The organism is Methyloglobulus morosus KoM1 (assembly GCF_000496735.2).
In the GTDB taxonomy this organism is placed as follows: domain Bacteria; phylum Pseudomonadota; class Gammaproteobacteria; order Methylococcales; family Methylomonadaceae; genus Methyloglobulus; species Methyloglobulus morosus.
Genome location: NZ_AYLO01000093.1, coordinates 1 through 22719, shown reverse-complemented (window position 1 = coordinate 22719; position 22719 = coordinate 1). Strand labels below are relative to the sequence as shown.

Sequence of the window (22719 nt, the reverse complement as noted above, 5' to 3'; positions counted from 1 at the left end):
TAGACTATCCAGGTAATTATTTTTACCAATGCAATGCACTCTTGTATGCAGCCAAACACGGGATTCCTCTAATAAATACAGACCCTACATTGCCAGTGCCTGGAATTGGAGCTGAATCTGCAAAAAATAATGAGAAAATATTAGCAGCGATTATGGCGATGGAGTGCGTAAATCTTGTTTTGCCGGAAATTGGTGAGCTGCAACCATCTCAGATATTGGAAGCACGAGATGATCTTTCTAAACACATCGCACCGTTTAGAATTAGTCTTTTACGTTTGGCAAAAGAGTTGAATTCATCAATTGAAAAATCTTCAAGTAATGAGGAAGTCGTTAAGGCAGCCCAATTTATAGCGAGAACCGAAGTTTATCCCTCATTACTTGAGTTAAGGAATGAACTCGAAAAGCCAAAGAAAGGGTGGAAGTCAAGATCATGGGATCTTACAAAGAAAGTACCGGGTTTAGTTGCATCTTACGTGACTTTAGATTTGGGAAAAGCTATCCAAGACACAGTGTCAGCATTAGGGGATTGGCTTATTGCAGGATTTTCAGAAGATAAGCTGCGATCAAATTACTATTATCTTCTTAAACTAGAAGAAATTGGAAAAAGAAAACATAATAAATAGCTCCAACTCGTAAGATGCGCCAAGCGTAGGATGTGCCGAGGTACGAGGATCGGTCGAGAAAATAAAACATGCGCGAATAACGCGCTTCACTTTGTTCAGTTGGTAAGGTGGATAAGCTATAAGCTACGCGCATCCACCTTATGTTTATCGAATAACTATTGATAGATGCGCTGCGCTTATCTATCCTACAGATCACTAAATCTTAACAATGGGAATAATGATTAACTTCACCAAAATGCACGGCCTAGGCAATGATTTCGTCGTCATCGACGCAATCAACCAGGCCGTCTTGTTATCCCCGGAACAAATCCGTTTCATGGCTGACCGTCACTTTGGCGTTGGCTTTGACCAACTGTTATTGGTCGAAAAACCAGAAAGCCCAAACGCCGATTTCAAATACCGTATTTTCAATGCCGACGGTGGCGAAGTTTCGCAATGCGGCAATGGCGCACGCTGTTTTGCGCGGTTTGTGCGGGAAAAAGGTTTATTTTCTGGCGATGAAATCACCGTCGATACGGATTCAGGACCGCTCGTGCTGACCTTTACCGACAATGGGTTGGTGACGGTCAACATGGGCATACCCAGACATGCACCTGCCGAAATCCCTTTACTTGTAGACCGGGAAGCACAAACCTATCGGGTGAATATTAATGATCAGCCAATAGTGTTCGGTGCGGTATCGATGGGCAATCCCCATGCGGTTATCCAGGTGGAGGACGTCAATCTCGCGCCAGTGGCTGAATGGGGGCGAATTCTGGAAAGCCATCCGCTCTTCCCTGAACGCGCCAATATCGGCTTTATGCAACCCGTCAATCGACATCACATTAAATTGCGTGTCTTTGAACGCGGAGTCGGAGAAACCCTGGCCTGCGGCAGTGGTGCTTGCGCCGCTGTGGTTGCGGGCATTGGGCAACACTTGCTTGATAACGAGGCCACGGTAGCTTTAACGGGCGGCGAACTGACGATAAGCTGGACAGGCCGTGGACAACCTGTCTTCATGACGGGACCTGCGACAACTGTCTTTGACGGAAAAATAACGGTATGAGCGACCAAGAAAAGACAAAACTGACCGCAACACAGGTCGAGCAATACCTGCGCGATCACCCCGAATTCTTCAACGAACACTTGCACCTGCTTGAGCAGATGCGGATTCCACACCCCAGCGGTAATGCGGTATCGTTAATTTCCAAGCAATTGGAATTATTCAGGAGCCGACATCAGGAACTGGAAAGCCAATTGACCGAACTGATCGAGATCGCCAGGGAAAACGATACCTCTTATGTGCGTATGCACAAGCTTACCTTGGCATTGCTGGATGCCAAGACGATTGAAGAAGCGGTGGCGAATCTCGAAACGGTGCTTTCGGAATATTTCCTGACTGATTTTGTGGCCATCCGCATCATCAAGCCTGTCCCTGATGCACCGATTTCCAACCTGTATATCGAACCTGACAGCGACAACCTCAAACCATTCAGCAAAGAATTGGCCAGCAATCAACCGACCTGCGGCAAACCGACCTTGACCCAAGCCAAAATACTATTTGGCGATGCTTCCCTGGAAGTGCAGTCGTACGCCATCATGCCGATGCTATTTACTGAGATGGAAGGTTTTTTGGCGGTCGGTAGCCGGGAGGACGGGCGCTTTCATTATAGTATGGGCAGCCTGTTTTTGACCCAAATGAGCGAGATTGTCGGAACACGTCTCATAGCGCTAATAAGCGGACAATAATGTCACCCATTGCGGTAGAGACGCTCGAAAAATTTTTGAATCAACTTCGGTTTGAGAAGCGCGCATCTGAGCATACCGTCAGCAATTACCAGCGCGACTTGGAACGCTTATCGACATACTGCGTTGATAAGCAAATTTCCGATTGGGCAGACCTAAAGCAAATTGATGTCCGAGCCCATATTGCCGCCCGGCACCGCAAAGGCATGGGTAGCAAAACCCTACAACGTGAATTATCCGCCATCCGAAGTTTCTATGTTTTTTTGTTGAAAAACGGCTGGGTTGAAAGCAATCCAGCGCAGTATGTCAAAGCCCCTAAGCAAGCCCGAAAGCTACCGAAAACTTTAGATGTCGACCAGGTCAATGGGCTGTTGGAAGCTGGAGCAAACTCGCCTTTAGAAATCCGTGATTTGGCCATGTTCGAGCTATTTTATTCATCTGGCTTAAGGTTGAGCGAATTGAAGGCCTTGGATATAGCCGACCTGGATTTGACCGACCGCTCGTTGATTGTCCGCTCAGGCAAAGGCGGCAAATCGCGTGTGCTGCCCATAGGCGAAAAAGCGGTTGCCGCGATAAACAACTGGTTACAAAAACGCATGATAATGACAACAGTTGGGAATACAGCCTTGTTTGTGGGCACCAAAGGGAGTCGGTTAGGCCAGCGCAGTATTGAGTTAAGGCTGGCGCAATGGTGCAAAAAAAAAGGCTTAGACCAACACATCCACCCACACATGCTACGGCATTCTTTCGCCAGCCATTTGCTGGAATCCAGCCAAGATTTACGGGCCGTCCAAGAATTGTTGGGGCACAGCAATATCAGCACCACGCAAATCTATACGCACCTGGATTTTCAACATTTGGCGGAAATTTACGACAAGGCACATCCACGGGCAAAAAAAGCAAAACTGCTTAAATAACCCATATTATTATAAAGTTAACGCTGACTAGCCATCGTTAATACCGACCTAAAATGGGTTATTCCAATAAAAAGCGAATTGTAGCTACTGACCCTCACAAGGATGCAAGAATCCTACGATTGATTAATTCAGTGTTTTCCCTGTGGGATAAGCAAAAACCTCAAAAATCTGATAACATGCCAACAATTCAATAATGCTTTTCAACACACACGCAAACGGGAAACCTAAATGGCATCAAGTGATCTGCTAGAAGATGGAAAATCCAGGGGCATACTCTGGAGTTTTGGTATTCTTGTGCTTGTCACCTTAATCATTTTAGTTGTTCTCGGAGAGTGGTGGAGTATCGAACCCAAACAGTTCAGTATTCAGGAAGCGGCGATGGAACGTGCCAAGCTGACGAAAACGACCGATATTCCATTGGGTTATACTTACACAAATACCCTTGCCCATATTGCTGAGGTCTTGTTGCACAAACCGGGCGGTTACCTGACGAATGATGTAGCGCCACCTGGCGTACTCCTCGACAACATACCGAGCTTTGAATACGGCGCGTTAATAATGTTGCGTGATGCGACCTCGGCATTGCGTAATCACTTTACCCGCGACCAATCGCAGTCCGATGAAGATCCTGACTTAAAAATCGCGGAACCGTATTTTTATTACGAACATGATTCCTGGGCTTTGCCGTCGACTGAAGCAGAATATACGAAAGGGATTGACGCGCTCCATAAGTATATGACCCGCTTGCAAACCTACGGCGGCAATGTCAAACGTGCACAATTTTATTCCCGCGCCGACAATCTTTGGCAATATACCGAAGTTGTCATTAAGCGCTTGGGCAATTTGTCTACACGGTTAAGCGCCAGCGCTGCGGGGGCAGAATTTATTCCCGGCCTGGAAGTTATTGAACCCAATGTTGCGGTCAGGAACGCCAAGGTTGCACCCTTGGGCCAAACGCCTTGGTTGGAGATAGACAACGTATTTTACGAAGCACGCGGCTCCAGTTGGGCATTGTTGCACATCCTCAAGGCGATCAAGTATGATTTCCACGACATCCTATTAGACAAGCGGGCGATGAACACCGTGGACATTATGATTAAGGCACTTGAAAACGCATTGTCACCTGTACTCAGCCCGATGATATTGAATGGCAGCGGCTATGGGGTATTCGCCAATTATTCGTTGTCGATGGCAACTTATATAGCCCGTGCCAATGCGGCTGCACTGGATTTACGTGACATCATGAATAGAGGGTAATGAAATAATGGACGAACAACTCGAAGAAAACCTTAAAAAGATCAGCACCTGGAAACGCATATTCTTTATGCTGATTTTTGCCGCCATTGGGGGCTTGGTCAGGATGTTGATCTGGGCGGTGATCTTATTGCAAATTGCCTCCGTACTTTTTACCGGTAGCCCGAATGAAAATGTACTGAAATTTGGGCGCAACTTGTCCTTGTACACGTATCACATCATCACTTTCCTGACCTTCAATTCTGACGTATTGCCTTATCCGTTTGCAGAGTGGGAAATGACTGAAGAACTCAACCTTCCTGAACCCAAGCCCAGGAAGACCCCTGCCAAATAATCCTAAATGTCCACTGTCCGCAAAATCATTCATATCGACATGGATGCTTTTTTTGCGGCGGTGGAACAACGCGATTTTCCCGAATACCGCAACAAACCCTTGATCGTAGGTGGGGATCCGTTCGCGCGCGGTGTCGTTGCTACCTGCAGCTATGAGGCAAGGCCGTTTGGAATCCACTCCGCAATGCCGACCAGTCGGGCTTTCCGTTTATGTCCAGAAGCCATTTTCGTAAGACCGCGGTTTGAAGCCTACCGCGAGGCTTCCAAAGCCATAAGGCAAATATTTTTCGAATATACCGATCTTGTTGAGCCGCTTTCTCTGGATGAAGCCTACCTGGACGTTACAGACTCTGAAAAACATGACGGTTCCGCAACCTTAATTGCCAAGGCCATTAAAAACCGAATAAAACAACAGACTGAATTGACGGCTTCCGCAGGGGTTTCTTACAACAAATTTCTGGCCAAAATTGCTTCTGATTTAGATAAACCGGATGGCTTGTACCTGATTACACCCCAAGAAGGCGCGAAATTTATCGAACAACTGCCCATCCAAAAATTTCACGGCGTAGGCAAAGCGACTACCTTGAAAATGCACAATTTAGGCATTCAAACAGGCAAAGATTTAAAGAGGTTTTCACTGGTAGATTTACAGCAACATTTTGGCAAGTCTGGATCGTATTACTACCAGATAGCCAGAGGGATTGACAACAGGCCGGTGGTTAACCACCGGAAAAGCCAGTCGGTTGGCGTAGAGACCACTTTTCAGCAAGATATTGGGAATGTACAAATAGCGCTGGAACACCTGCAGCAACTTTTTGAAAATGCCTTAGCCAAAGTCACGGAAAAACATCTGTCGGCGCATACGGTTACCGTAAAAATCAAATATCACAATTTCGTCCAAATAACGCGTAGCCGCACCTTGCCGCACGCCATAACTTCAGCAATATCCATAAAAGATTTGCTGACAGAATTACTTAAAAATACCGATGTAGGTAAACGTGATGTCCGTTTGCTCGGCATAAGCTTATCGTCTTTAGAAAACCAATCTGCGAACTCGCCTGTTGAGCAAATCGATTTGTTTGAAAACATCCGCCATTAGGCGCACTGTTGCCACCCTGCTTTTTGGACAAAAAAAACGGCATCCTAAGATGCCGTCATTATTGTTTTAAACACCAAAACCGCTTAGTCCGTCACCACGCTGATTTTCTTGGGCTTGACGGCTTCCCGCTTAGGGATAACGATGTCCAGCACGCCATTTTTACATTTTGCGCTGATTGCATCATTATCTGCCGTATCGGGCAAGCTAAAGCGGCGATAGAATGAACCATAAATGCGTTCGACGCGCTTATAGTTGTCTTTTTCCGTTTTGGCTTCGGTGTTTTTCTCGCCTTTAATTGTCAAAACCCCTTTTTCCATGCTGACATCAATATCTTCAGGATTAACGCCTGGAATATCGGCATGAATCACAAAGCGGTTTCCCTCTTCCTTGATATCTACGGCGGGCGCCCATTCTGCGGTCGCAATGCGGCCACTGCCGTCATCGCCTTCACCACGGAAGCGGTCAAGTTCACGTTGCAGTTGGGTTAAAACATTTAAGGGTTCGTAACGTGTAATAGCCATTATGGCCTCCTCGGATGGTTACATCCAATAAAAGTTAAATACAGGTAACGACTGTCGTTACTAACCAATATTGGGGTTGACGTTTCTTTTTCAAGGGGTGAACTACTACAAAGACACTAATTTTTCTTACCTATGGGGAAAGCGAGCTGCTTGTGTTTGTTATAGCACGCGAAGTAAGGCGTGTTAATCAAAAACAAAAAAGCCCGGCTGTTGCAAAAACAGCCGGGCTAAGGTTTTTACAGCTTAGGCTATAAAAGCAGCAGATTACATCATGCCGCCCATACCACCCATTCCGCCCATGCCACCCATATCTGGCATACCGTGGCCATGCTTGTCGTCGCTAGGTGCATCGGCAATCATCACTTCGGTAGTCAGCATCAAGCCTGCAACGGAAGCGGCATTTTGCAACGCGGTACGTGTGACTTTGGCAGGGTCTAAGATCCCCATTTCGATCATGTCGCCGTAAACGCCCGTTGCGGCGTTATAACCGAAGTTGCCTGTTCCTTTTTGCACTTCATTGAACACGACCGATGGCTCGTCGCCTGCGTTTGACACAATTTGGCGTAATGGTTCTTCCATTGCGCGGCGCAGGATGTTAACGCCTACGGATTGGTCGTGATTTGCACCTTGAAGATCTTGCAATGCTGAAAGGGCGCGTACCAAGGCGGTACCGCCACCAGCAACAACGCCTTCTTCGACCGCAGCACGGGTTGAATGCAATGCATCTTCAACGCGGGCTTTCTTTTCCTTCATCTCGATTTCAGTGGCTGCACCGACTTTAATGACCGCGACGCCGCCAGCCAGTTTAGCCAAACGTTCTTGCAGTTTTTCTTTGTCGTAATCAGACGTCGCTTCTTCGGCTTGTGCACGAATTTGATTAACCCGGCCTTTGATTTGATCTTCAGAACCCGCACCGTCGATAATCGTAGTGTTTTCTTTAGTGATTTGTACTTTTTTCGCGGTACCCAGTTGCGACAATTCCGCTTTTTCCAAACTTAAGCCGACTTCTTCTGCAATCACCGTACCACCTGTCAATACGGCTATGTCTTCCAACATGGCTTTACGGCGGTCGCCAAAGCCTGGGGCTTTAACGGCTGCCACTTTAACGATCCCACGGATGGTGTTAACGACCAGGGTAGCCAGGGCTTCGCCTTCAACGTCTTCAGCAACGATCAACAACGGACGGCCTGATTTGGCAACGGCTTCCAGGATGGGCAACATTTCACGGATATTGGAGATTTTCTTTTCGTAGATCAGGATAAGCGGATCATCCAACTCAACGCTCATGCTGTCTTGTTTGTTGATGAAGTAAGGCGACAAGTAGCCACGGTCAAACTGCATCCCTTCAACCACGTCTAATGAGTTATCCAGCCCTGAACCTTCTTCAACCGTGATTACGCCTTCTTTGCCGACTTTTTCCATGGCTTCGGCAATGATTTTGCCGACCGATTCATCAGAGTTGGCGGAGATTGTACCGACTTGGGCGATAGCCTTGTTGTCTGCACAAGGTGCAGCAGAAGCAACAATGGCTTCAACAGCTTTGGTCACAGCCAAATCAATACCGCGTTTCAAATCCATGGGGTTCATGCCCGCAGCAACAGCTTTTAAGCCTTCGTTGACGATTGATTGCGCCAATACGGTTGCGGTAGTTGTACCGTCACCTGCGACATCAGAAGTGTGCGATGCCACTTCCTTCACCATTTGTGCGCCCATGTTTTCAAACTTGTCTTTCAATTCGATTTCTTTTGCAACGGACACACCATCTTTCGTGATGGTAGGGGCGCCGAAACTTTTGTCCAGGATTGCATTGCGGCCTTTAGGGCCCAAAGTTACTTTTACGGCATTTGCCAGAATATTGACGCCACGCGCCATACGGGTACGTGCGTCATCACCAAATAATACGTCTTTTGCTGCCATGTTCTATTCCTATATGAATAATTAAGTCGATAAAAAAGGAGTTGGGCTTAGCCCAAAATGCCCATGATGTCTTCTTCGCGCATGACGATCAGGTCTTCGCCATCAACTTTGACTTCGTTACCGGCGTATTTGCCGAACAACACTTTGTCGCCAACCTTGACTTCCAAAGCGCGCACTTGGCCGTTATCCAGTTGTTTGCCGCTACCTACGGCCAAGACTTTACCTTGGCTAGGTTTTTCTGCCGCAGAACCGGGCAACACGATACCGCCGGGCGTTGTCGTTTCTTCTTCTACGCGTTTGACTATCACTCTGTCGTGTAACGGACGTATATTCATCAATATCTCCTAGGGTTTAGTGTAAGGGTTAATGTTATTAGCACTCGCTAGTAATGAGTGCTAATAATAATGAGCTTTTGCAGTCTGTCAAGTTCTTTGGCATCATCTCCCACTTGGCTTCACTCATTCAATGACTTATGAACGACAATCAACTGCTCCGTTATAGCCGCCAAATCATGCTGCCTCAGTGCGATATGGCCGGACAGCAAAAACTGCTTGCGGCCCGTGTCCTCATTGTAGGTGCTGGCGGTTTGGGATCGCCGGCGGCTATGTATCTTGCCGCTGGCGGAGTCGGTCAGATCACCATTTATGATGACGACACGGTAGACTTATCCAATTTGCAACGGCAGATTGCCCATCACACCGATGATGTGGGGGCAGATAAGGTAATTTCAACCCGCAACACGCTCAGGCAATTGAATCCAGATGTGCAGGTAACGGCAGTCAAGCAACGCTTGCAAGGTGAACAACTCGATGAAGAAGTCAAAAATGCGGACGCGGTATTGGATTGCAGCGATAATTTTGCGACGCGGTTTGCCATTAATAGGGCCTGCGTAACCCATAAGAAACCGTTAGTATCGGGTGCCGCCATTCGTTTTGAAGGACAAATATCCGTCTTTGCAACGAACCATAGCGATTGCCCGTGCTACAACTGTCTCTACAAAAATGAAGGCGAGGAAATGCAAAACTGCGCGACCAACGGCGTAATTGCGCCCATAACAGGCATTGTGGGCAGCATCCAGGCCTTGGAAGCCATGAAGCTCATCATCAACACGGGCGAAACCCTGGCGGGAAGGTTGTTGCTGATTGATGGCCTAACCATGAACATCAAAACCATGCGTTTCAAAAAAAACCCAGGTTGCCCAACGTGCGGCAACCTGTAAGGCACAAAAGATTTTCAGGAAGATTTTTTGTTTTTATTCAACTGCTTCTTCACCAAAGCAATGGCCTTTTCAGCCAAATCGTTGACCAAGGACGGGCTGTCGCCGTGCGGCTCAATATCGCCAAACGGTTTGCCGTCTTTTTGTGAGAATTTATAGATAAAATAACCCAGCGGCGCAAAAGCGGCTGCACCAATTACGATCATTACTATAAAAAGCCCTGTCACATCACCCATGATGCCCCCTCAACATCTGTTTGTTAGAATTGTTATGATTAGTAATGTTCGACTAACTTTGATGATACGCTTTTCTGACAAAAAATAAAGTCTCTGCATCTATTGAGTCCGCAATAAAAAGCAGGCAACTTTTTAGGCTTATTGATGTCCATTAACTGCAGTTGCGAAAAAAAATAGTTCGTCGTATACTTCGGTCTGCTTTCTTGCAAGAGCTAGCGTAATACAACAAATACTTCTGGAGGTTAACAATGAAATGGGAAACACCAAGTTACACTGACCTGCGTTTCGGTTTTGAAGTCACCATGTACATCTTAAACCGTTGATACCAACTGGTTCAGATTAAAAAGGGGTTCTTTTGAGAGCCCCTTTTTTTTGCCTTGCCGTAACGAATACCCTATCATTCCACAACTTAGTATCAACCAACCCATTAAAGTATGAAAATCAGAATTCTAGGTTCAGGCGCAGGCGGCGGCTTTCCGCAATGGAATTGTAATTGTCACAATTGCAAGCGGATTCGTTCCGGCGAAATGAACGGCAAAACACGCACCCAATCTTCAATCGCAGTCAGCAGCGACAACCAAAACTGGTTATTGATCAACGCCTCGCCGGACATCCGCGCGCAACTGGAAGCCTTTCCCTCTATCCAGCCCAAGCACGGCCTGCGCGATACCGGCATCAAGGCCGTATTGCTGATCGACAGCCAAATCGACCACACCACCGGCTTGTTGATGCTACGCGAAGGCAAACCACTGGATATTTATTGCACGGAAATGGTTAAACAGGATTTAACCAGTGGATTCCCGATTTTCAACATGCTGTCGCATTACTGCACGGTTAACCATCATCCGGTTCCCATCGACGGCGGCAGCTTCACCATCCCCGCCATCGCCGACCTGCGTTTTTATACCCAGGCCTTAAAGAGTAAAGCCCCGCCCTACTCGCCGCACCGCTACGATCCGCATGACGGCGATAATATCGGCTTAATCATCGAGCAAATCTCGACCGGCAAAAAAGCCTTCTATTCGCCGGGATTAGGCGAAATCGAGCCGCATGTCCTATCCGCCATGCAAATAGCGGATTGCATATTGGTCGACGGCACGTTCTGGACAAACGATGAAATGGTCACGATGGGCATCAGCCAGAAACGGGCGCGGGAAATCGGCCATTTAGCGCAATCCGGCGAAGGCGGCATGATCGAAGTGTTAAACGGCGTCAGCAAAACCCGTAAAATTTTGATCCACATCAACAACACCAACCCGATTTTGGACGAAGATTCAGAGCCGCGGAAAATACTTGATGCTGTAGGCATTGAAGTGGCTTATGACGGCATGGAGATTGATCTATAAAACATAGAAATTTATAAGTATATATTTTAATGTCTTAAAGCAGATCATGGTCGCAAAAAATACTGCAAAACTGACATGGCACTAAAAGTCATTTATAAAATCACTTATCCAAACGGAAAAATCTATATTGGTAAGGATCTAACCAACAACATAAATTATTTTGGTAGTGCTAACTCAGAATTAATTGCAAAAGATTTTACTCGGGAAACAAGAAGGCGCATGACCATTATCAAAGAAATTATATTTGAATCTGAAAGTATTGAAGAGATTAACAAGAGAGAATCTGAGTTCATAAAGGAATACCAGTCAAATAATCCCGAAGTTGGTTACAATCAATGGCCAAAATTTAAATGAAATCTATCTACGAAAAAACTTTAAGGCAAGTTTATGGCAAATTCTGAAAAACACCCCTGGACCCGGGAAGAATTCGAAGCGCAACTGCGCGGCATGGAAAGGTATTACCACATCCATCACCCTTACCACACCTTGATGAATGAAGGTAAGTTAACCAAAGGACAAATACAAGGCTGGGTAGCTAACCGTTATTACTATCAGGTCAGCATTCCTAGAAAAGATGCCAACATCCTGGCCAACTGCCCCGACCGCGAAACCCGCGCCAAATGGATACAGCGCATCATGGACCACGACGGTCACCCCGGCGACCCCGGTGGCATTGAAGCCTGGATACAGTTGGGCATGGCGGTTGGCTTGACACGGGAAGAAATCACCTCCGAACAACATGTGTTGCCCGGCGTGCGTTTTGCGGTAGATGCTTATGTGAATTTCGCCCGCCAAGCGGAGTGGCACGAAGCCGCCAGTTCCTCGTTAACCGAACTGTTCGCCCCAAAAATCCACCAACAACGCCTGGACAACTGGCCCGAACATTACCCCTGGATCGACAAAGACGGCTACGCTTATTTCCGCAAACGCCTGACAGAAGCCCGCCGCGATGTCGAACACGGCTTGGAGATTACGCTGGACTGGTACAAGACCCGAGAACAGCAAGACCGCATGATCAAGATATTGCAGTTTAAACTGGATGTATTGTGGTCGATGGCGGATGCGATGTATATGGCTTATATTAACGGGATGCCGCCGTATTTTAATGTTGGGGCGTAGGCTAAAGGGAAAAGGCACAAGGCTAAAATTAGAATTATGAAGCGGGGGGTATTGGACAAAAGTCATTGTGTATATTACGTTAGAAGCAATCGGCGGAATAAATGAACGATAAAATAAACAGTAGAGATCACAATTTGGATGTTTTGAAATCCTGTGGATTTCGCCAGCAAAAGAACACGACAGTATTTATCAAAGGGAAAAATAGCATCCTGTCGCCAGCCGTTGCTGAAGCCTCAAATAGTAAATACTGGATTGACATTCGGGAAGCAAATCTAAAACGCTTAACATCTAACCCTTATTTGCTTGTCCGTATCGTGCCAAATCTATTTATATTTTCTCAACTTCAACAAATTTCTTCACTGTTATCACCCTCTGTTATGGATAACCGTCCAAAGTCAGGGAATGTGTGGGGAATACATATAGAAATGAACAAGTCAACAATGGAAGCCAGCTTGCATAACTTGAAAAATTCAACTCTTAAAATTCCTGTAAAGTTATTGTCGCGGCTAGAAATAGTGAGTAAGCTTAAGAACTTAAACGTATGCGATGCACCCCTTTCCTCAACGCATCCTATAGTTTTGGAAAAAGAAATAGACAAAAATATCAATCGTATAAAAGAACTGCTTACTCAACATAGGGAAATTCTTGCCGAACTTGAAAATCTTGGCGTTTGCTCAACGGGCAATAATCCTTTAGGTGATTTCGCTGAATGGGTTGCGTGCCAGGAGTTTGAATTGGAAAGAATGCCAAACTCGACTAAAGGGTACGATGCTGTTTGTAAAGTGACTGGGGAACGATACCAAATAAAAAGCCGGACGTATGAAACTAAGCGTACAAGCTACCCACTTGGTGCAATTCGGAATTTAGATTCCAAACCGTTCGATCATCTGATTGTATTGTTGGTAAAACCGACATTCGATGTAGCTTACACTCTAGTAATACCTCATGAAGATATCGCTTCGATTGGAAAGTACAGGCAGCATACAAACGCCCACATTATTACGCTCAACCAAAATCTGATCGACACCTATAAGCTGTGAAGTTTTTAACCCGTAACCTGGAGGATTCGCTTTATCCCGTATGTTGGGTATTTTGTAGGTTGGCGGTGAGGTACGAACCCCAACATTTGATGCGCCGAATTGTTGGGGTTCGTACCTCACCCGCAACCTACATTCCTTCGCATCGTGCATAATGATATGAAACCAAAAGACTTGAAGAAAGCGTTGACAATCACAACAAACCATAAAGCTGAATTTGAGAGGAAATGGGATGACTATTTTAGCCAAAGGTAAATCCGTTCATTTTGATGACCGCTATTTGCATGTCGAACTTGAGGATGGCTGCGTCATCTTAACACCTATGTCTTGGTATAAAGAATTGCAGGAAGCCTCGTTGAAACAGTTAGCCAACTATAGCTTTATTTGCAAAGGAACAGGGATAGAATGGCCGGAATTAGATTATCATTTAAGCATCGAGAGCATGTTGCTGGCTGACACCAAAAAACATGCAGCTTAACTATGTAGATGCAATTTGCGCTTAAGCTTCACGACATAATCCATTAATGCCCATTATTTTGTATATTTAGGCCAAAAATGAAACGAGCCTCCTTCACAAAAGCCCGCAATAACGACAAGCTTATCGCCGACATTGTACCGATAATTGCCGACTTGCCGTCGTGGAAACGTCGTACCGCACAACCTTTGGTGCTGGGTGGCGAATCGGTTAGCCGGATGATTCTCGACGAACGTAATTAAAGTCGGTAGCCGCCTTCGATTATAGCGGAAAAATAAAATAACTAATGCACAATATCAACAGGTTAAAACAGCCATGTTGTCAGATGTGGAAGATATTGCCATTGGCGACTTAACGCCGAGGGTACTTTTGCATACAATGGGCAGCCTGGTAGTAATGCCTTACGGGCAATGGACGCAATCCACATCGGCAGTGCAATGGCCTTGGAATGCGATGTGTTTGTCTCTGCCGACCAACGCCAGCTTGATGCAGCGCAACAGGTTGGTTTGAGTGTGGAGGCCGTATGAACACAATGAGCAGGTGAATAACAACTATAACCATCGTTTTCTGAGGAACTGACATGCCAATATTTAAGCAAATAACCAAACATTTTCTGGCCATTTTTCTGATCGCCTTTGTTTACCTCGGTTGCAACCCGGTTTTTGCCGAAACCGCCAGCAATGGGGATGCTCAACACGCACAAAAAAACCTCAATATGTCGGGATTGTATTTGGGTTTTTATCCTTGTTCTGATTGCAAGGGCATTCGGACAACGCTCGCCCTAAACGAAAACAATACATACGTCTACATTTCCCTATACGTCGGCAAATCAGACCGGGAAATTATCGAAAAAGGCAAATTTACCCTAGGCGAGAACGGCAATACGCTGGTCTTAACGCCGAAAAAAGGTTCTACCACGACGCAGCAGTATTTAATCGAGGACGACATGCTGATTAAGTTGGATGAAGATGGCAACCGGATCACCAAAGACGGTGCCGACGGTTATATCTTGAAGCGGAAAGATGTCGTGAATACATCGGGCAGCGGCCATGGTGGGCATTGATTTCACCGACAACCAATAACTTGGTGTATTGTGCCAGATGTTTTGCCAACCCATTTGGCGCAATACACGGCTCCCGCCCTAACGGTAAGAAACGGAATGACCATTAACCCTGACCAATCCATTACATTCTCCCCCCTGCATCGCCTGCAATGGGAAGAAGCCCAGCAGAAATACGTCATCCTTTATCCTGAAGGCATGGTGGAGCTTAACCAAAGTTCGGCGGAAATCCTGCTTTGTTGTGACGGCAGCCGTAACCTTGCCCAAATCATTAGCGAGCTTGAACAAAAATTTGCCACCACGGGTCTCACCAACGACATTACCGCTTTCCTTGAGGTTGCCTTACAAAATGGCTGGATTAAACAATAACCCTGTGGCGCAGACGAATCCGATAACGCCGCCGCGCTGGTTGCTGGCGGAACTGACTTACGCTTGCCCGTTGCAATGCCCGTATTGCTCGAATCCGGTCGACTACGCCAAATATCCATCCGAACTCAGCACGGACGACTGGAAACGGGTGTTGAGCGAAGCCCGCAAAATGGGCGCGGTGCAGTTGGGTTTTTCCGGCGGCGAACCGCTCACGCGAAAGGATTTGGTTGAACTCGTCAAACATGCCCGGGAACTGGGCTATTACTCCAACCTGATTACCTCCGGCTATGGCTTGACGGAAGAAAAAATCATCCAGCTAAAAGAGGCGGGGCTCGACCATATCCAGGTCAGCATCCAGGCCAGCACCCAGGAACTCAACGACCATATTGCCGGAACAGCCTCTTTCCATCATAAAAAGGAAGTCGCCCATCTCGTCAAAAAACACGGTTATCCGATGGTGTTGTGCGTAGTCATCCACCGCGAGAACATCCACCAGATGCCGCAAATCCTGGAAATGGCGGAGGAATTGGGCGCGGATTACCTGGAACTTGCCAATACCCAATATTACGGCTGGGCGCATGTTAACCGCGATTTATTGCTGCCCACCCAAGAGCAATTCGAGCAAGCCGAAGAAATCGCCCAAGCGTTTAAAGAAAAGGTCGCCGGCAAGATGAAAATCTATTACGTCGTGCCGGATTATTACGAAGACCGCCCTAAAGCCTGCATGAACGGCTGGGGTACGACATTCCTGACCATTGCACCCGATGGCATCGCCCTGCCCTGCCATTCCGCCCGTGACTTACCAGGGTTGGATTGCCCGAATGTGAACGATGTCAGCATCCAGGACATCTGGCACAACTCCAAAGCCTTCAACTTTTTCCGCGGCTTTGAATGGATGAAAGAMCCCTGCCGTAGCTGCGACGAAAAGGAAAAAGATTTCGGCGGCTGCCGCTGTCAGGCTTATCTGATGACCCAAGACATGTACGCCGCCGATCCGGTGTGCAGCAAATCGCCGGAACACGGGCTAATTCAACAAGCGATAGACTCAGCCAAAGCTACTGCAAGCTTGACGACTGATGAAAAGCCGTTGGTTTTTCGCAATAGCCGGAATTCTAAGGCTATGGATTTGGCTGGCGATATAACCAGTTAACTCAGTAGGTTGTGCCGAACAAGGACTACAACACTCGATTCCGTTATTCGTCATAGAGACCCCTTTACCGGATTCCTTACCTCAACCTAGCCTGCGAGCTACCTTTTCCTTGGATGAGAAATCTTCAAGCCACCGAGCGTAACACCGATATCGAAACCGCGGCCTACGCCCGATAACACCAAGGAAACCAGGCCACGGGTCAACACTTGCCCTTCCGCCGATTTGGCGGCACCCGCATGACCTTCCAACAACGCAAACGTACCGTATACTTCTTTAATATCCCTTAGCTCGGTAAATTGTCCGGTGCCTTCGATCTCAGAGACACCAATGGATAAGCCCAAACTTTTGCTTTCCAACATCACGTGGGCACGTTGACCGTTGTTACAGCTCACATCGCCAAAGCCATTGTATTGCTTATAGGCTATAGACCAGCCCTTAAGCCGATAAGACATCTTGCAAGAGATGGTGATGGTTCTCTCGGCTTCGGCGACAGGCGGCAAACCCATGAAGGTAATGACGACGATAATCGACAAGATGTTATGAAAAATACGGCGATACATGCTTTTCTCCCTCTAATTGTTATTGAACAAGCGGTGGAACAATCTGTATAAATTTAGGTTACCCGATTCAGGACAATCCTACTTCTGTACACATTGATCTTTACCTCCTCGCAAGTAGGTTAACACGAACGCTTTGATAAATTAAACCGATCTTTCTATTGATTACGGTGTTCTTGGAGGTCGAGGGCGAAGCCCCATACAATGTCGGCCATTATTTGTTGGGGGCTAAAACTCATACTGATCGACAAGTATTGGACTAATAGGCAACACTATCCGCAACATATAATTGTCAGGCGACATACATCGACGCATAGAGAAAACGTAAACAATCCTAATTACTTAAGCTTGAAATTTCTTTCTTAGCCGAGTACGTGCCGCATAGATGCCGTTATAACACTGTTAACAGGATTTGTTCGAACACAAGCAAAAGCCATAAGAAGTCGACAGTGCCCCGCCTTTGTAAAATCACCATGCATTCCTGGCAAAATAACCTTGCGAAACATCACATCCACAGTTGAGATTAACTCAATGAGCTTGTTGCGGCTCGTAATTGTCAATCGCCTTGAGGAATCCTTCTATATAATTTGATGGAAGGTCAAGACTCTCGTAATCTTGTGTTTGGGAACGGAATAAGAATTGTATGCCTTTGACGAGCCCAAGCTCTAGTTCTGACCGGGATAAATTTAAGCCAAACCGATCCCGATACAGGCACGAGGATATTAAGCTGTTAAATATCTGGCAGCGTTCGGTATCATGTTGGTCATGGACGACTTCACGGATCGATGCATCGGGCATCTTCGCAAAGTCATAATGCCTTAGGTTACCCCCATAATGGGCATCGACTAATAAACGAAAGCTACGGTTTGTTTTAGTTTCCGGGTGTTCTGGCGCAGCTAGGCGGTAATCAACGGTATCGTAGCCATAAAATAACGTGCGGTAATGGCTGATGTGTAATTCTGGAGCAAACCACGCCAAATTCGGTTGGTCAGGCCTTGAAATATGCTTTACGCTACCAGCGATAGCATCAGGCGATTGTTCTCGAACATTTTGGGTGCAACCATAAATCACTACCGTTACGACAAAGAAAATAGCACCGCTAATATTACAAGAAACACAATATTTCATTACTAGATGCCCGATGGAATGAGTATTTAAGGCTGGAAAGCCTTATTTGCCCCGTTAGCCAGAAGTACACCTTATAACTTTTAAAGAAGGATTGATAGCCCAATAAATCTTCACGCTTGTTGAATGGACACCGCCATTTAGATAAGCCGTTTCTTCATGGCTTGCACATATCTTTCAAGGGCATGCCCTTCGTTCAAAAACAACCGAGGTACCATTAATTCACATTCCAGCAGAAGCAACCTCCGGTTATCCGGGATAGCATCAATCCTCGCGTAAAGGAAATCGCCATATTTCTGGTCAAGCTTTGTGAATATATGTTCCGCCCAGCTTATTTCATTTGCCGTTGCCTGGTAATATTCATTATTACCGCCGAAAAACTCATGGGCTAACCAATTATTAGGCGCCACTGTTTTTCGAATAGCGTGGCTAAACTCGTTATCAATAAACACAAATGACAATTCGCCGCGAGAAAAAATCTCCGGCATAAATTGTTGTACACAGACATCGCATAACTCCATCAAATCAGTAAAAACGTTATTTGTCTTTATGTCCCGGAATGACATGTTAATGTCGGCTTTGACAATTTGTATTTCGTTTCCATTCACCACAACCCTATAAGCATTCCAATTTTTCGATGAGACGGTAGGTTTGACAACGAAATCATGCCAGCCTGTTTTCCCTATTATTTCTTCTAACGTTATGGATTCGCCACGTTTTAACCAGACTGTAGGAATCAAATCAACCCCAGCCAATTCCAACTCGCGTAGATAGTTGGCTTTGTCGATAGCAGCTCGGATGACTGAAAATGAATTTGTCATAGGCACATGACCTAGCTTGCTTTTTAGATCGTCAATTTTTGATGAGAAATCAGGATGACGATGATAACCACGGCATTCGCGCACATTGATCAAACTGTATTCATCCCATTGGATAGATCGGCATTGCGTTAAATCTATCAATCTGCTTTCAATGCCATGCGCTGACAAACAACGGGCAAGAGCTGTAAATTCGGTATGCGTTTCACCTAAATAAAGAAAACCTATGCATTTAGGGTCCAATTTAGAAATTCTCGAACTCGAATATAAACTTAATCATGATACGGCTGGTATTGTTTGATATTTCCACTTTTTGTAACCCTCCAAAAGCCACCCTAAGAATGAAGCCATGTAATTATATATCTTTCATGCAGTTACCCGATATAATACAAACAAAACGTATTCCTTCAATGTTGGCGTTGGTTAGGGCAATATTATTGACGGCGTAACACCTGTGTGTAACGTAAGGCCAAGTTAAAAGCATGAACAAAGATCAGAAAAAAGTCGCGATCGGCGCAGCCTCTGGCGTGATAGGCATGGTCATATTGGTGACACTGTTGTATTCGAATTTGCCTGCTCCTGCTGGCATGGGCAATCCCTTTGACCGCGTTATATTTACCCTACGGATGAATCTAGTCGCAGCACTTCCCCTTTTTATCGGGATTGTCACGGTAGGAAATAACCGATTCTTGAGCGAAGCAATCGATCCACTCCGCCATGCCGAAGACCGCGCAACGGTAATCAACGGTCGGTTTGTCGATAACACGCTTCAGCAAAATTTCCTTTTTTTAGTTGGGACACTGGCGCTTTCAACGTTTCTTGAAGCTGCGTCCATGAAACTTATGATTGCGCTTACCCTGGTATTTGTTTTAGCTCGGATAGCCTTTTGGATAGGTTACCGGATTGACCCCTTGTATCGGGCGCCCGGCATGGCAGCCACCATTTACATGAATCTTGGCATTATTTTATCCGTATTATATTTCCTTGTTTTTTGAAAAAATACATTAACCATTGGCAAAGCGGAAATGAAAAAATTTAAAGGGAGAGAGTTTATCACTACAAAATAACAATTCATTAAACTAGGCCCATATCAGCGAAAAAGATAAACGCCCATACCTAGCCACGATAAAATCAGGAGCACCCAAGGCAACCAATGTTGCCGATAGACAATTATTTCTTCCACATCGGAATCGTCCGTATCGAGCGATCCTTCTTTTTGTCTTGAGGCTTTTTTGAGTCGTTTATTCAACTCCCTTGCTTTTTCTTTTTGTTGTTTTTTGTAGAGATCAATCCCTTTTTGAATGCCTTGCGCAATCAACTTGGTTTGCTCTTTGGTTTGCGCCGGGCGTTGCATAGCTTTGGCAATCTTCAACGCCTCTTCTTGTGTTTGCGGCGACGGTTTCTGGTTACTCTTATTTATCATGATTTTCCATTTGATTTTTTCAACTGAATCATACAAAAACCGCGACGACTTTGTTGAATTTATTTTGAGGAAATAGAATAGCCAACAATGGTGTTACAAAATCCGTCCATCGAAGCGCTTCAGTCAAGAATAAAACCATGAAAATGTTTTTGTGCCCATGTTGATGGATAACAGGATTAGGCTTGTGCCATACATTTTTTTGCTTGTTTTATTCTTGTCGGGTTGCTCTATTTTTCAAGAAAACCCCTCGGAACAGTTATCTCCCGCTTCAAGCCGCATCCTTAAGCTTAATTACGACGGCTTTACCTTATGGCTTGATTATAACAGGCGCGGAGCGGTGAAATTCAGGTATACCGCTCAGCGCGATACCGGTAATTTCAAGCGAAATAGCCGATTCTTTCTCGACCCGAACGTACCGCCTGAATGCCAACAGACATCCACAAAAGCTTATGGCAATGGCTATGACCGTGGCCATTTAGCCCCTGCAAATCATTTGGATTATTCAGTATCGGCAATCAAAGCCTCCAATACGATGACCAATATTCTGCCCCAGGTTTCTGCGATGAATCGTGGCGCTTGGGAATTGACAGAAGAGATTGTCGAGTGTTACCGGGATATGGGTGAGTTATTGGTCATCGGCGGCGTAATATGGGGGGATAACCCATCTGATGATTATTTTATACAATCGCATGGCATCAAAACGCCGGATGCTTTCTGGAAAGTCGTCATTCAAGGCACGGGACAAGATGAACGCGTTATTGCCTGGGTGGTGCCGAATTCATCAGAGGCCACCAAGAAAAGATTGGATCAATATTTGGTGAGTATCGATAACCTGGAAGATGAAACTGGCGAGAAAATTCCTGTTGTTGACCCGAAGCACGCCAAACCGGATGTTTCCTGGCTGATTCCTTATGGATGCGATAGGGGTTAATGGTATTTAATAAATGGTAATTGCTTAGGCGTGAATCAAGGCATTTCGGCAAATGCCTATATGACAACGCCATTATCCTGAATTCTATGTTGCTATATCTTCATCCTCAATGTCCTCGTAGGCTTCCTGGCGAAAACGGGGTGAACAAATGGCAAGAAATATTAAATCTTCTTTTCCAAAGTTAGTGATCCGCTGACGGCATGAGGGCGGAATAAGGACAACATCGCCGGAACCGACTTCTCGTGGCGGCAAATCGCCAACCTCCACTAAACCAACTCCCTCAAGAATCATGTAACGTTCAGCAATACCATTGACCCGATGCCAGCGGGTAGCTACGCCAGGTTCAACGCGGGCACGGGCAATCGATACGCCTGGATCGGCTTCGGTGTTTGAGAGCTCAGTAATGTAGCACCGCTCATTTGTATAAAACTCCGCAGCTAAATTCATGTGCCGTATTTCTTCTTTCATGTTGGCCATTATCACAATGCGGGTTGATGAAACTCAATAAAGTTTTTGTCTAGGTCTCGGATGGACAGCATGACTGCGCCATCCAACATTCTTATGTGATTTGACAAGGCGTTAGCCAACTACCGCTTCTGGTTTCTTGAGCGTTTAGCCAATGATAAATAATCATTTTGAGAGCCATAAAATAACAGGATAGCCTTAAAACTCACATCAACGTCACGTTTTTCCAAGGAATTTATTTGCGATAAGGTTATTATTTGTTTCCTAATAGTTTATAATAAAACAATATTTGACATATTTAGCGCTGAACTAAGTAACAATTGCAGTTGTCAGAAAAGCAGTTGGTAATTTTTTACATCATTTTTTGCTTTTAAGATTTATCGTAATTGTTATTAAAACGGTTCTGATAGGACACATCAGCACTTAAGGAGAAAGGTATTTCCTATGTTAAATCAACTTTTATCTTTAATCAGCTTATATCAATTCAATTGGCCTTGGTCGGCCTTATCGCCGAGCACAGGGGCTGGCTTTATATTGCTTATTTCATTTGCCGGATTTGCGGCACTGGAGAAACATGCACCTAGAAATAAGGTCTCAACGCAATTACTGCGGCAATCTTATAACGCTAACCTCAGCCTATTCATGTTTAATAGCCTGATCATGTCATTGCTGTCGGCCTCAATGCTATGGATAGTGGCTAGGCAACATTTCAGCCAAGGTTTTTTGCACGTTATTACGAATCCCTTATTGAAAGTCGGTTTGTCATTGTTGTCGCTCGATTTATTGCTTTATGTCTGGCATAAGGCCTGTCATCGTTACGATGGCTTATGGATGTTCCATAAAGTCCATCACAATGACCCTTACCTGAATGTTTCAACCGGATTTCGGGTACACATTACAGAGTTGTTCATGACCTACATCCTGAAAGCGACGGTCATCATTCTTATGGGGATCGATGAACTCATCGTCTTGGTAAACGAAGTCGTTACCACGCTGTTCGTTA

General features: G+C 45.7%; 30 protein-coding genes. 21 read left to right on the top strand and 9 right to left on the bottom strand.

Annotation, left to right across the window (positions count from 1 at the left end):
- The 7 genes from MGMO_RS20015 to dinB form a co-directional block, all read left to right on the top strand.
- Positions 1 to 623: hypothetical protein (locus MGMO_RS20015; RefSeq protein WP_161808494.1), on the top strand; the 623-nt coding region annotated here is incomplete at its 5' end.
- A gap of 217 nt (positions 624 to 840) precedes the next feature.
- A complete protein-coding gene (dapF, locus tag MGMO_RS12490; RefSeq protein ID WP_023495423.1) occupies positions 841 to 1668 on the top strand; it encodes a diaminopimelate epimerase in 828 nt (275 codons plus the stop codon).
- Positions 1665 to 2351 carry a DUF484 family protein gene (locus MGMO_RS12485; RefSeq protein ID WP_023495422.1) on the top strand — a complete coding sequence of 229 codons (687 nt, stop codon included), beginning with the start codon at positions 1665 to 1667 and terminating at the stop codon, positions 2349 to 2351. The genes dapF and MGMO_RS12485 overlap by 4 nt, the downstream gene beginning before the upstream one ends.
- A complete protein-coding gene (gene xerC, locus MGMO_RS12480) occupies positions 2351 to 3265 on the top strand; it encodes a tyrosine recombinase XerC (RefSeq protein ID WP_023495421.1) in 915 nt (304 codons plus the stop codon). Before MGMO_RS12485 ends, xerC begins: the two co-directional genes overlap by 1 nt.
- A gap of 228 nt (positions 3266 to 3493) precedes the next feature.
- Positions 3494 to 4522, top strand: a complete 1029-nt coding sequence (locus tag MGMO_RS12475; protein ID WP_023495420.1) for a DUF2333 family protein — start codon at positions 3494 to 3496, stop codon at positions 4520 to 4522.
- Between the two features lie 7 nt (positions 4523 to 4529).
- Positions 4530 to 4853: a DUF4389 domain-containing protein gene (locus tag MGMO_RS12470; protein ID WP_023495419.1), complete on the top strand. Its 324-nt coding sequence runs from the start codon at positions 4530 to 4532 to the stop codon at positions 4851 to 4853.
- Between the two features lie 6 nt (positions 4854 to 4859).
- Complete coding sequence (gene dinB / locus MGMO_RS12465; protein WP_023495418.1) at positions 4860 to 5951, top strand: DNA polymerase IV; 1092 nt, start codon at positions 4860 to 4862, stop codon at positions 5949 to 5951.
- A gap of 83 nt (positions 5952 to 6034) precedes the next feature.
- Here the strand turns inward: dinB and MGMO_RS12460 are convergent, their stop codons facing one another.
- From MGMO_RS12460 to groES, 3 genes are all read right to left on the bottom strand, one after another.
- Complete coding sequence (locus MGMO_RS12460; protein WP_023495417.1) at positions 6035 to 6472, bottom strand: Hsp20/alpha crystallin family protein; 438 nt, start codon at positions 6470 to 6472, stop codon at positions 6035 to 6037.
- A 264-nt stretch (positions 6473 to 6736) separates the two neighbouring features.
- Positions 6737 to 8389: a chaperonin GroEL gene (groL, locus tag MGMO_RS12455; RefSeq protein WP_023495416.1), complete on the bottom strand. Its 1653-nt coding sequence runs from the start codon at positions 8387 to 8389 to the stop codon at positions 6737 to 6739.
- A gap of 47 nt (positions 8390 to 8436) precedes the next feature.
- Positions 8437 to 8724, bottom strand: coding sequence for a co-chaperone GroES (groES, locus tag MGMO_RS12450; RefSeq protein WP_023495415.1), 288 nt, complete (start codon positions 8722 to 8724; stop codon positions 8437 to 8439).
- A gap of 137 nt (positions 8725 to 8861) precedes the next feature.
- Between groES and MGMO_RS12445 the strand changes: the two genes are divergently transcribed.
- Positions 8862 to 9608, top strand: coding sequence for a HesA/MoeB/ThiF family protein (locus MGMO_RS12445; protein WP_023495414.1), 747 nt, complete (start codon positions 8862 to 8864; stop codon positions 9606 to 9608).
- A 14-nt stretch (positions 9609 to 9622) separates the two neighbouring features.
- Here the strand turns inward: MGMO_RS12445 and MGMO_RS12440 are convergent, their stop codons facing one another.
- Positions 9623 to 9841 (bottom strand): hypothetical protein, encoded by a 219-nt coding sequence (locus MGMO_RS12440; protein WP_023495413.1) that lies wholly within the window; start codon positions 9839 to 9841, stop codon positions 9623 to 9625.
- 248 nt (positions 9842 to 10089) lie between these two features.
- Between MGMO_RS12440 and pqqA the strand changes: the two genes are divergently transcribed.
- The 10 genes from pqqA to pqqE all read left to right on the top strand — a co-directional run bounded on the left by pqqA (position 10090) and on the right by pqqE (position 16397).
- Positions 10090 to 10164 carry a pyrroloquinoline quinone precursor peptide PqqA gene (pqqA, locus tag MGMO_RS19065; RefSeq protein ID WP_082458363.1) on the top strand — a complete coding sequence of 25 codons (75 nt, stop codon included), beginning with the start codon at positions 10090 to 10092 and terminating at the stop codon, positions 10162 to 10164.
- Positions 10165 to 10275: 111 nt separating this feature from the next.
- Positions 10276 to 11187: a pyrroloquinoline quinone biosynthesis protein PqqB gene (gene pqqB / locus MGMO_RS12435; protein WP_023495412.1), complete on the top strand. Its 912-nt coding sequence runs from the start codon at positions 10276 to 10278 to the stop codon at positions 11185 to 11187.
- A gap of 75 nt (positions 11188 to 11262) precedes the next feature.
- On the top strand, positions 11263 to 11541 hold the full coding sequence (locus MGMO_RS12430) for a GIY-YIG nuclease family protein (protein WP_023495411.1): 279 nt from the start codon (positions 11263 to 11265) through the stop codon (positions 11539 to 11541).
- A 33-nt stretch (positions 11542 to 11574) separates the two neighbouring features.
- On the top strand, positions 11575 to 12306 hold the full coding sequence (pqqC, locus tag MGMO_RS12425; protein WP_023495410.1) for a pyrroloquinoline-quinone synthase PqqC: 732 nt from the start codon (positions 11575 to 11577) through the stop codon (positions 12304 to 12306).
- Between the two features lie 101 nt (positions 12307 to 12407).
- A complete protein-coding gene (locus tag MGMO_RS12420) occupies positions 12408 to 13346 on the top strand; it encodes a DUF6998 domain-containing protein (protein ID WP_023495409.1) in 939 nt (312 codons plus the stop codon).
- A gap of 229 nt (positions 13347 to 13575) precedes the next feature.
- Positions 13576 to 13821 carry a DUF2442 domain-containing protein gene (locus MGMO_RS12415; RefSeq protein WP_023495407.1) on the top strand — a complete coding sequence of 82 codons (246 nt, stop codon included), beginning with the start codon at positions 13576 to 13578 and terminating at the stop codon, positions 13819 to 13821.
- A gap of 77 nt (positions 13822 to 13898) precedes the next feature.
- Positions 13899 to 14060, top strand: a complete 162-nt coding sequence (locus MGMO_RS19655) for a hypothetical protein (RefSeq protein WP_023495406.1) — start codon at positions 13899 to 13901, stop codon at positions 14058 to 14060.
- Between the two features lie 338 nt (positions 14061 to 14398).
- Complete coding sequence (locus MGMO_RS12405) at positions 14399 to 14881, top strand: copper resistance protein NlpE (protein WP_023495404.1); 483 nt, start codon at positions 14399 to 14401, stop codon at positions 14879 to 14881.
- A 96-nt stretch (positions 14882 to 14977) separates the two neighbouring features.
- On the top strand, positions 14978 to 15247 hold the full coding sequence (pqqD, locus tag MGMO_RS12400; RefSeq protein ID WP_023495403.1) for a pyrroloquinoline quinone biosynthesis peptide chaperone PqqD: 270 nt from the start codon (positions 14978 to 14980) through the stop codon (positions 15245 to 15247).
- Complete coding sequence (pqqE, locus tag MGMO_RS12395) at positions 15228 to 16397, top strand: pyrroloquinoline quinone biosynthesis protein PqqE (RefSeq protein WP_023495402.1); 1170 nt, start codon at positions 15228 to 15230, stop codon at positions 16395 to 16397. The genes pqqD and pqqE overlap by 20 nt, the downstream gene beginning before the upstream one ends.
- A 98-nt stretch (positions 16398 to 16495) precedes the next feature.
- On the opposite strand, the gene MGMO_RS12390 is transcribed toward pqqE, so the two are convergent.
- The 3 genes from MGMO_RS12390 to MGMO_RS12380 all read right to left on the bottom strand — a co-directional run bounded on the left by MGMO_RS12390 (position 16496) and on the right by MGMO_RS12380 (position 18993).
- Complete coding sequence (locus MGMO_RS12390; RefSeq protein ID WP_023495401.1) at positions 16496 to 16957, bottom strand: hypothetical protein; 462 nt, start codon at positions 16955 to 16957, stop codon at positions 16496 to 16498.
- Positions 16958 to 17482: 525 nt separating this feature from the next.
- Complete coding sequence (locus MGMO_RS12385; protein ID WP_023495400.1) at positions 17483 to 18082, bottom strand: hypothetical protein; 600 nt, start codon at positions 18080 to 18082, stop codon at positions 17483 to 17485.
- Between the two features lie 137 nt (positions 18083 to 18219).
- On the bottom strand, positions 18220 to 18993 hold the full coding sequence (locus MGMO_RS12380; RefSeq protein ID WP_152976359.1) for an ATP-grasp domain-containing protein: 774 nt from the start codon (positions 18991 to 18993) through the stop codon (positions 18220 to 18222).
- Between the two features lie 386 nt (positions 18994 to 19379).
- On the opposite strand from MGMO_RS12380, the gene MGMO_RS12375 reads away from it, so the two are divergent.
- Positions 19380 to 19892: a hypothetical protein gene (locus tag MGMO_RS12375; RefSeq protein ID WP_023495398.1), complete on the top strand. Its 513-nt coding sequence runs from the start codon at positions 19380 to 19382 to the stop codon at positions 19890 to 19892.
- Between the two features lie 95 nt (positions 19893 to 19987).
- On the opposite strand, the gene MGMO_RS12370 is transcribed toward MGMO_RS12375, so the two are convergent.
- Positions 19988 to 20320: a DUF2956 domain-containing protein gene (locus tag MGMO_RS12370; protein ID WP_023495397.1), complete on the bottom strand. Its 333-nt coding sequence runs from the start codon at positions 20318 to 20320 to the stop codon at positions 19988 to 19990.
- A 184-nt stretch (positions 20321 to 20504) separates the two neighbouring features.
- Between MGMO_RS12370 and MGMO_RS12365 the strand changes: the two genes are divergently transcribed.
- Positions 20505 to 21251 carry a DNA/RNA non-specific endonuclease gene (locus MGMO_RS12365; protein ID WP_235557280.1) on the top strand — a complete coding sequence of 249 codons (747 nt, stop codon included), beginning with the start codon at positions 20505 to 20507 and terminating at the stop codon, positions 21249 to 21251.
- A gap of 84 nt (positions 21252 to 21335) precedes the next feature.
- Here the strand turns inward: MGMO_RS12365 and MGMO_RS12360 are convergent, their stop codons facing one another.
- Positions 21336 to 21728, bottom strand: coding sequence for a cupin domain-containing protein (locus MGMO_RS12360; RefSeq protein ID WP_023495395.1), 393 nt, complete (start codon positions 21726 to 21728; stop codon positions 21336 to 21338).
- Between the two features lie 432 nt (positions 21729 to 22160).
- Here MGMO_RS12360 and MGMO_RS12355 point away from each other — a divergent pair.
- Positions 22161 to 22719: sterol desaturase family protein (locus MGMO_RS12355; RefSeq protein WP_036307876.1), on the top strand; the 559-nt coding region annotated here is incomplete at its 3' end.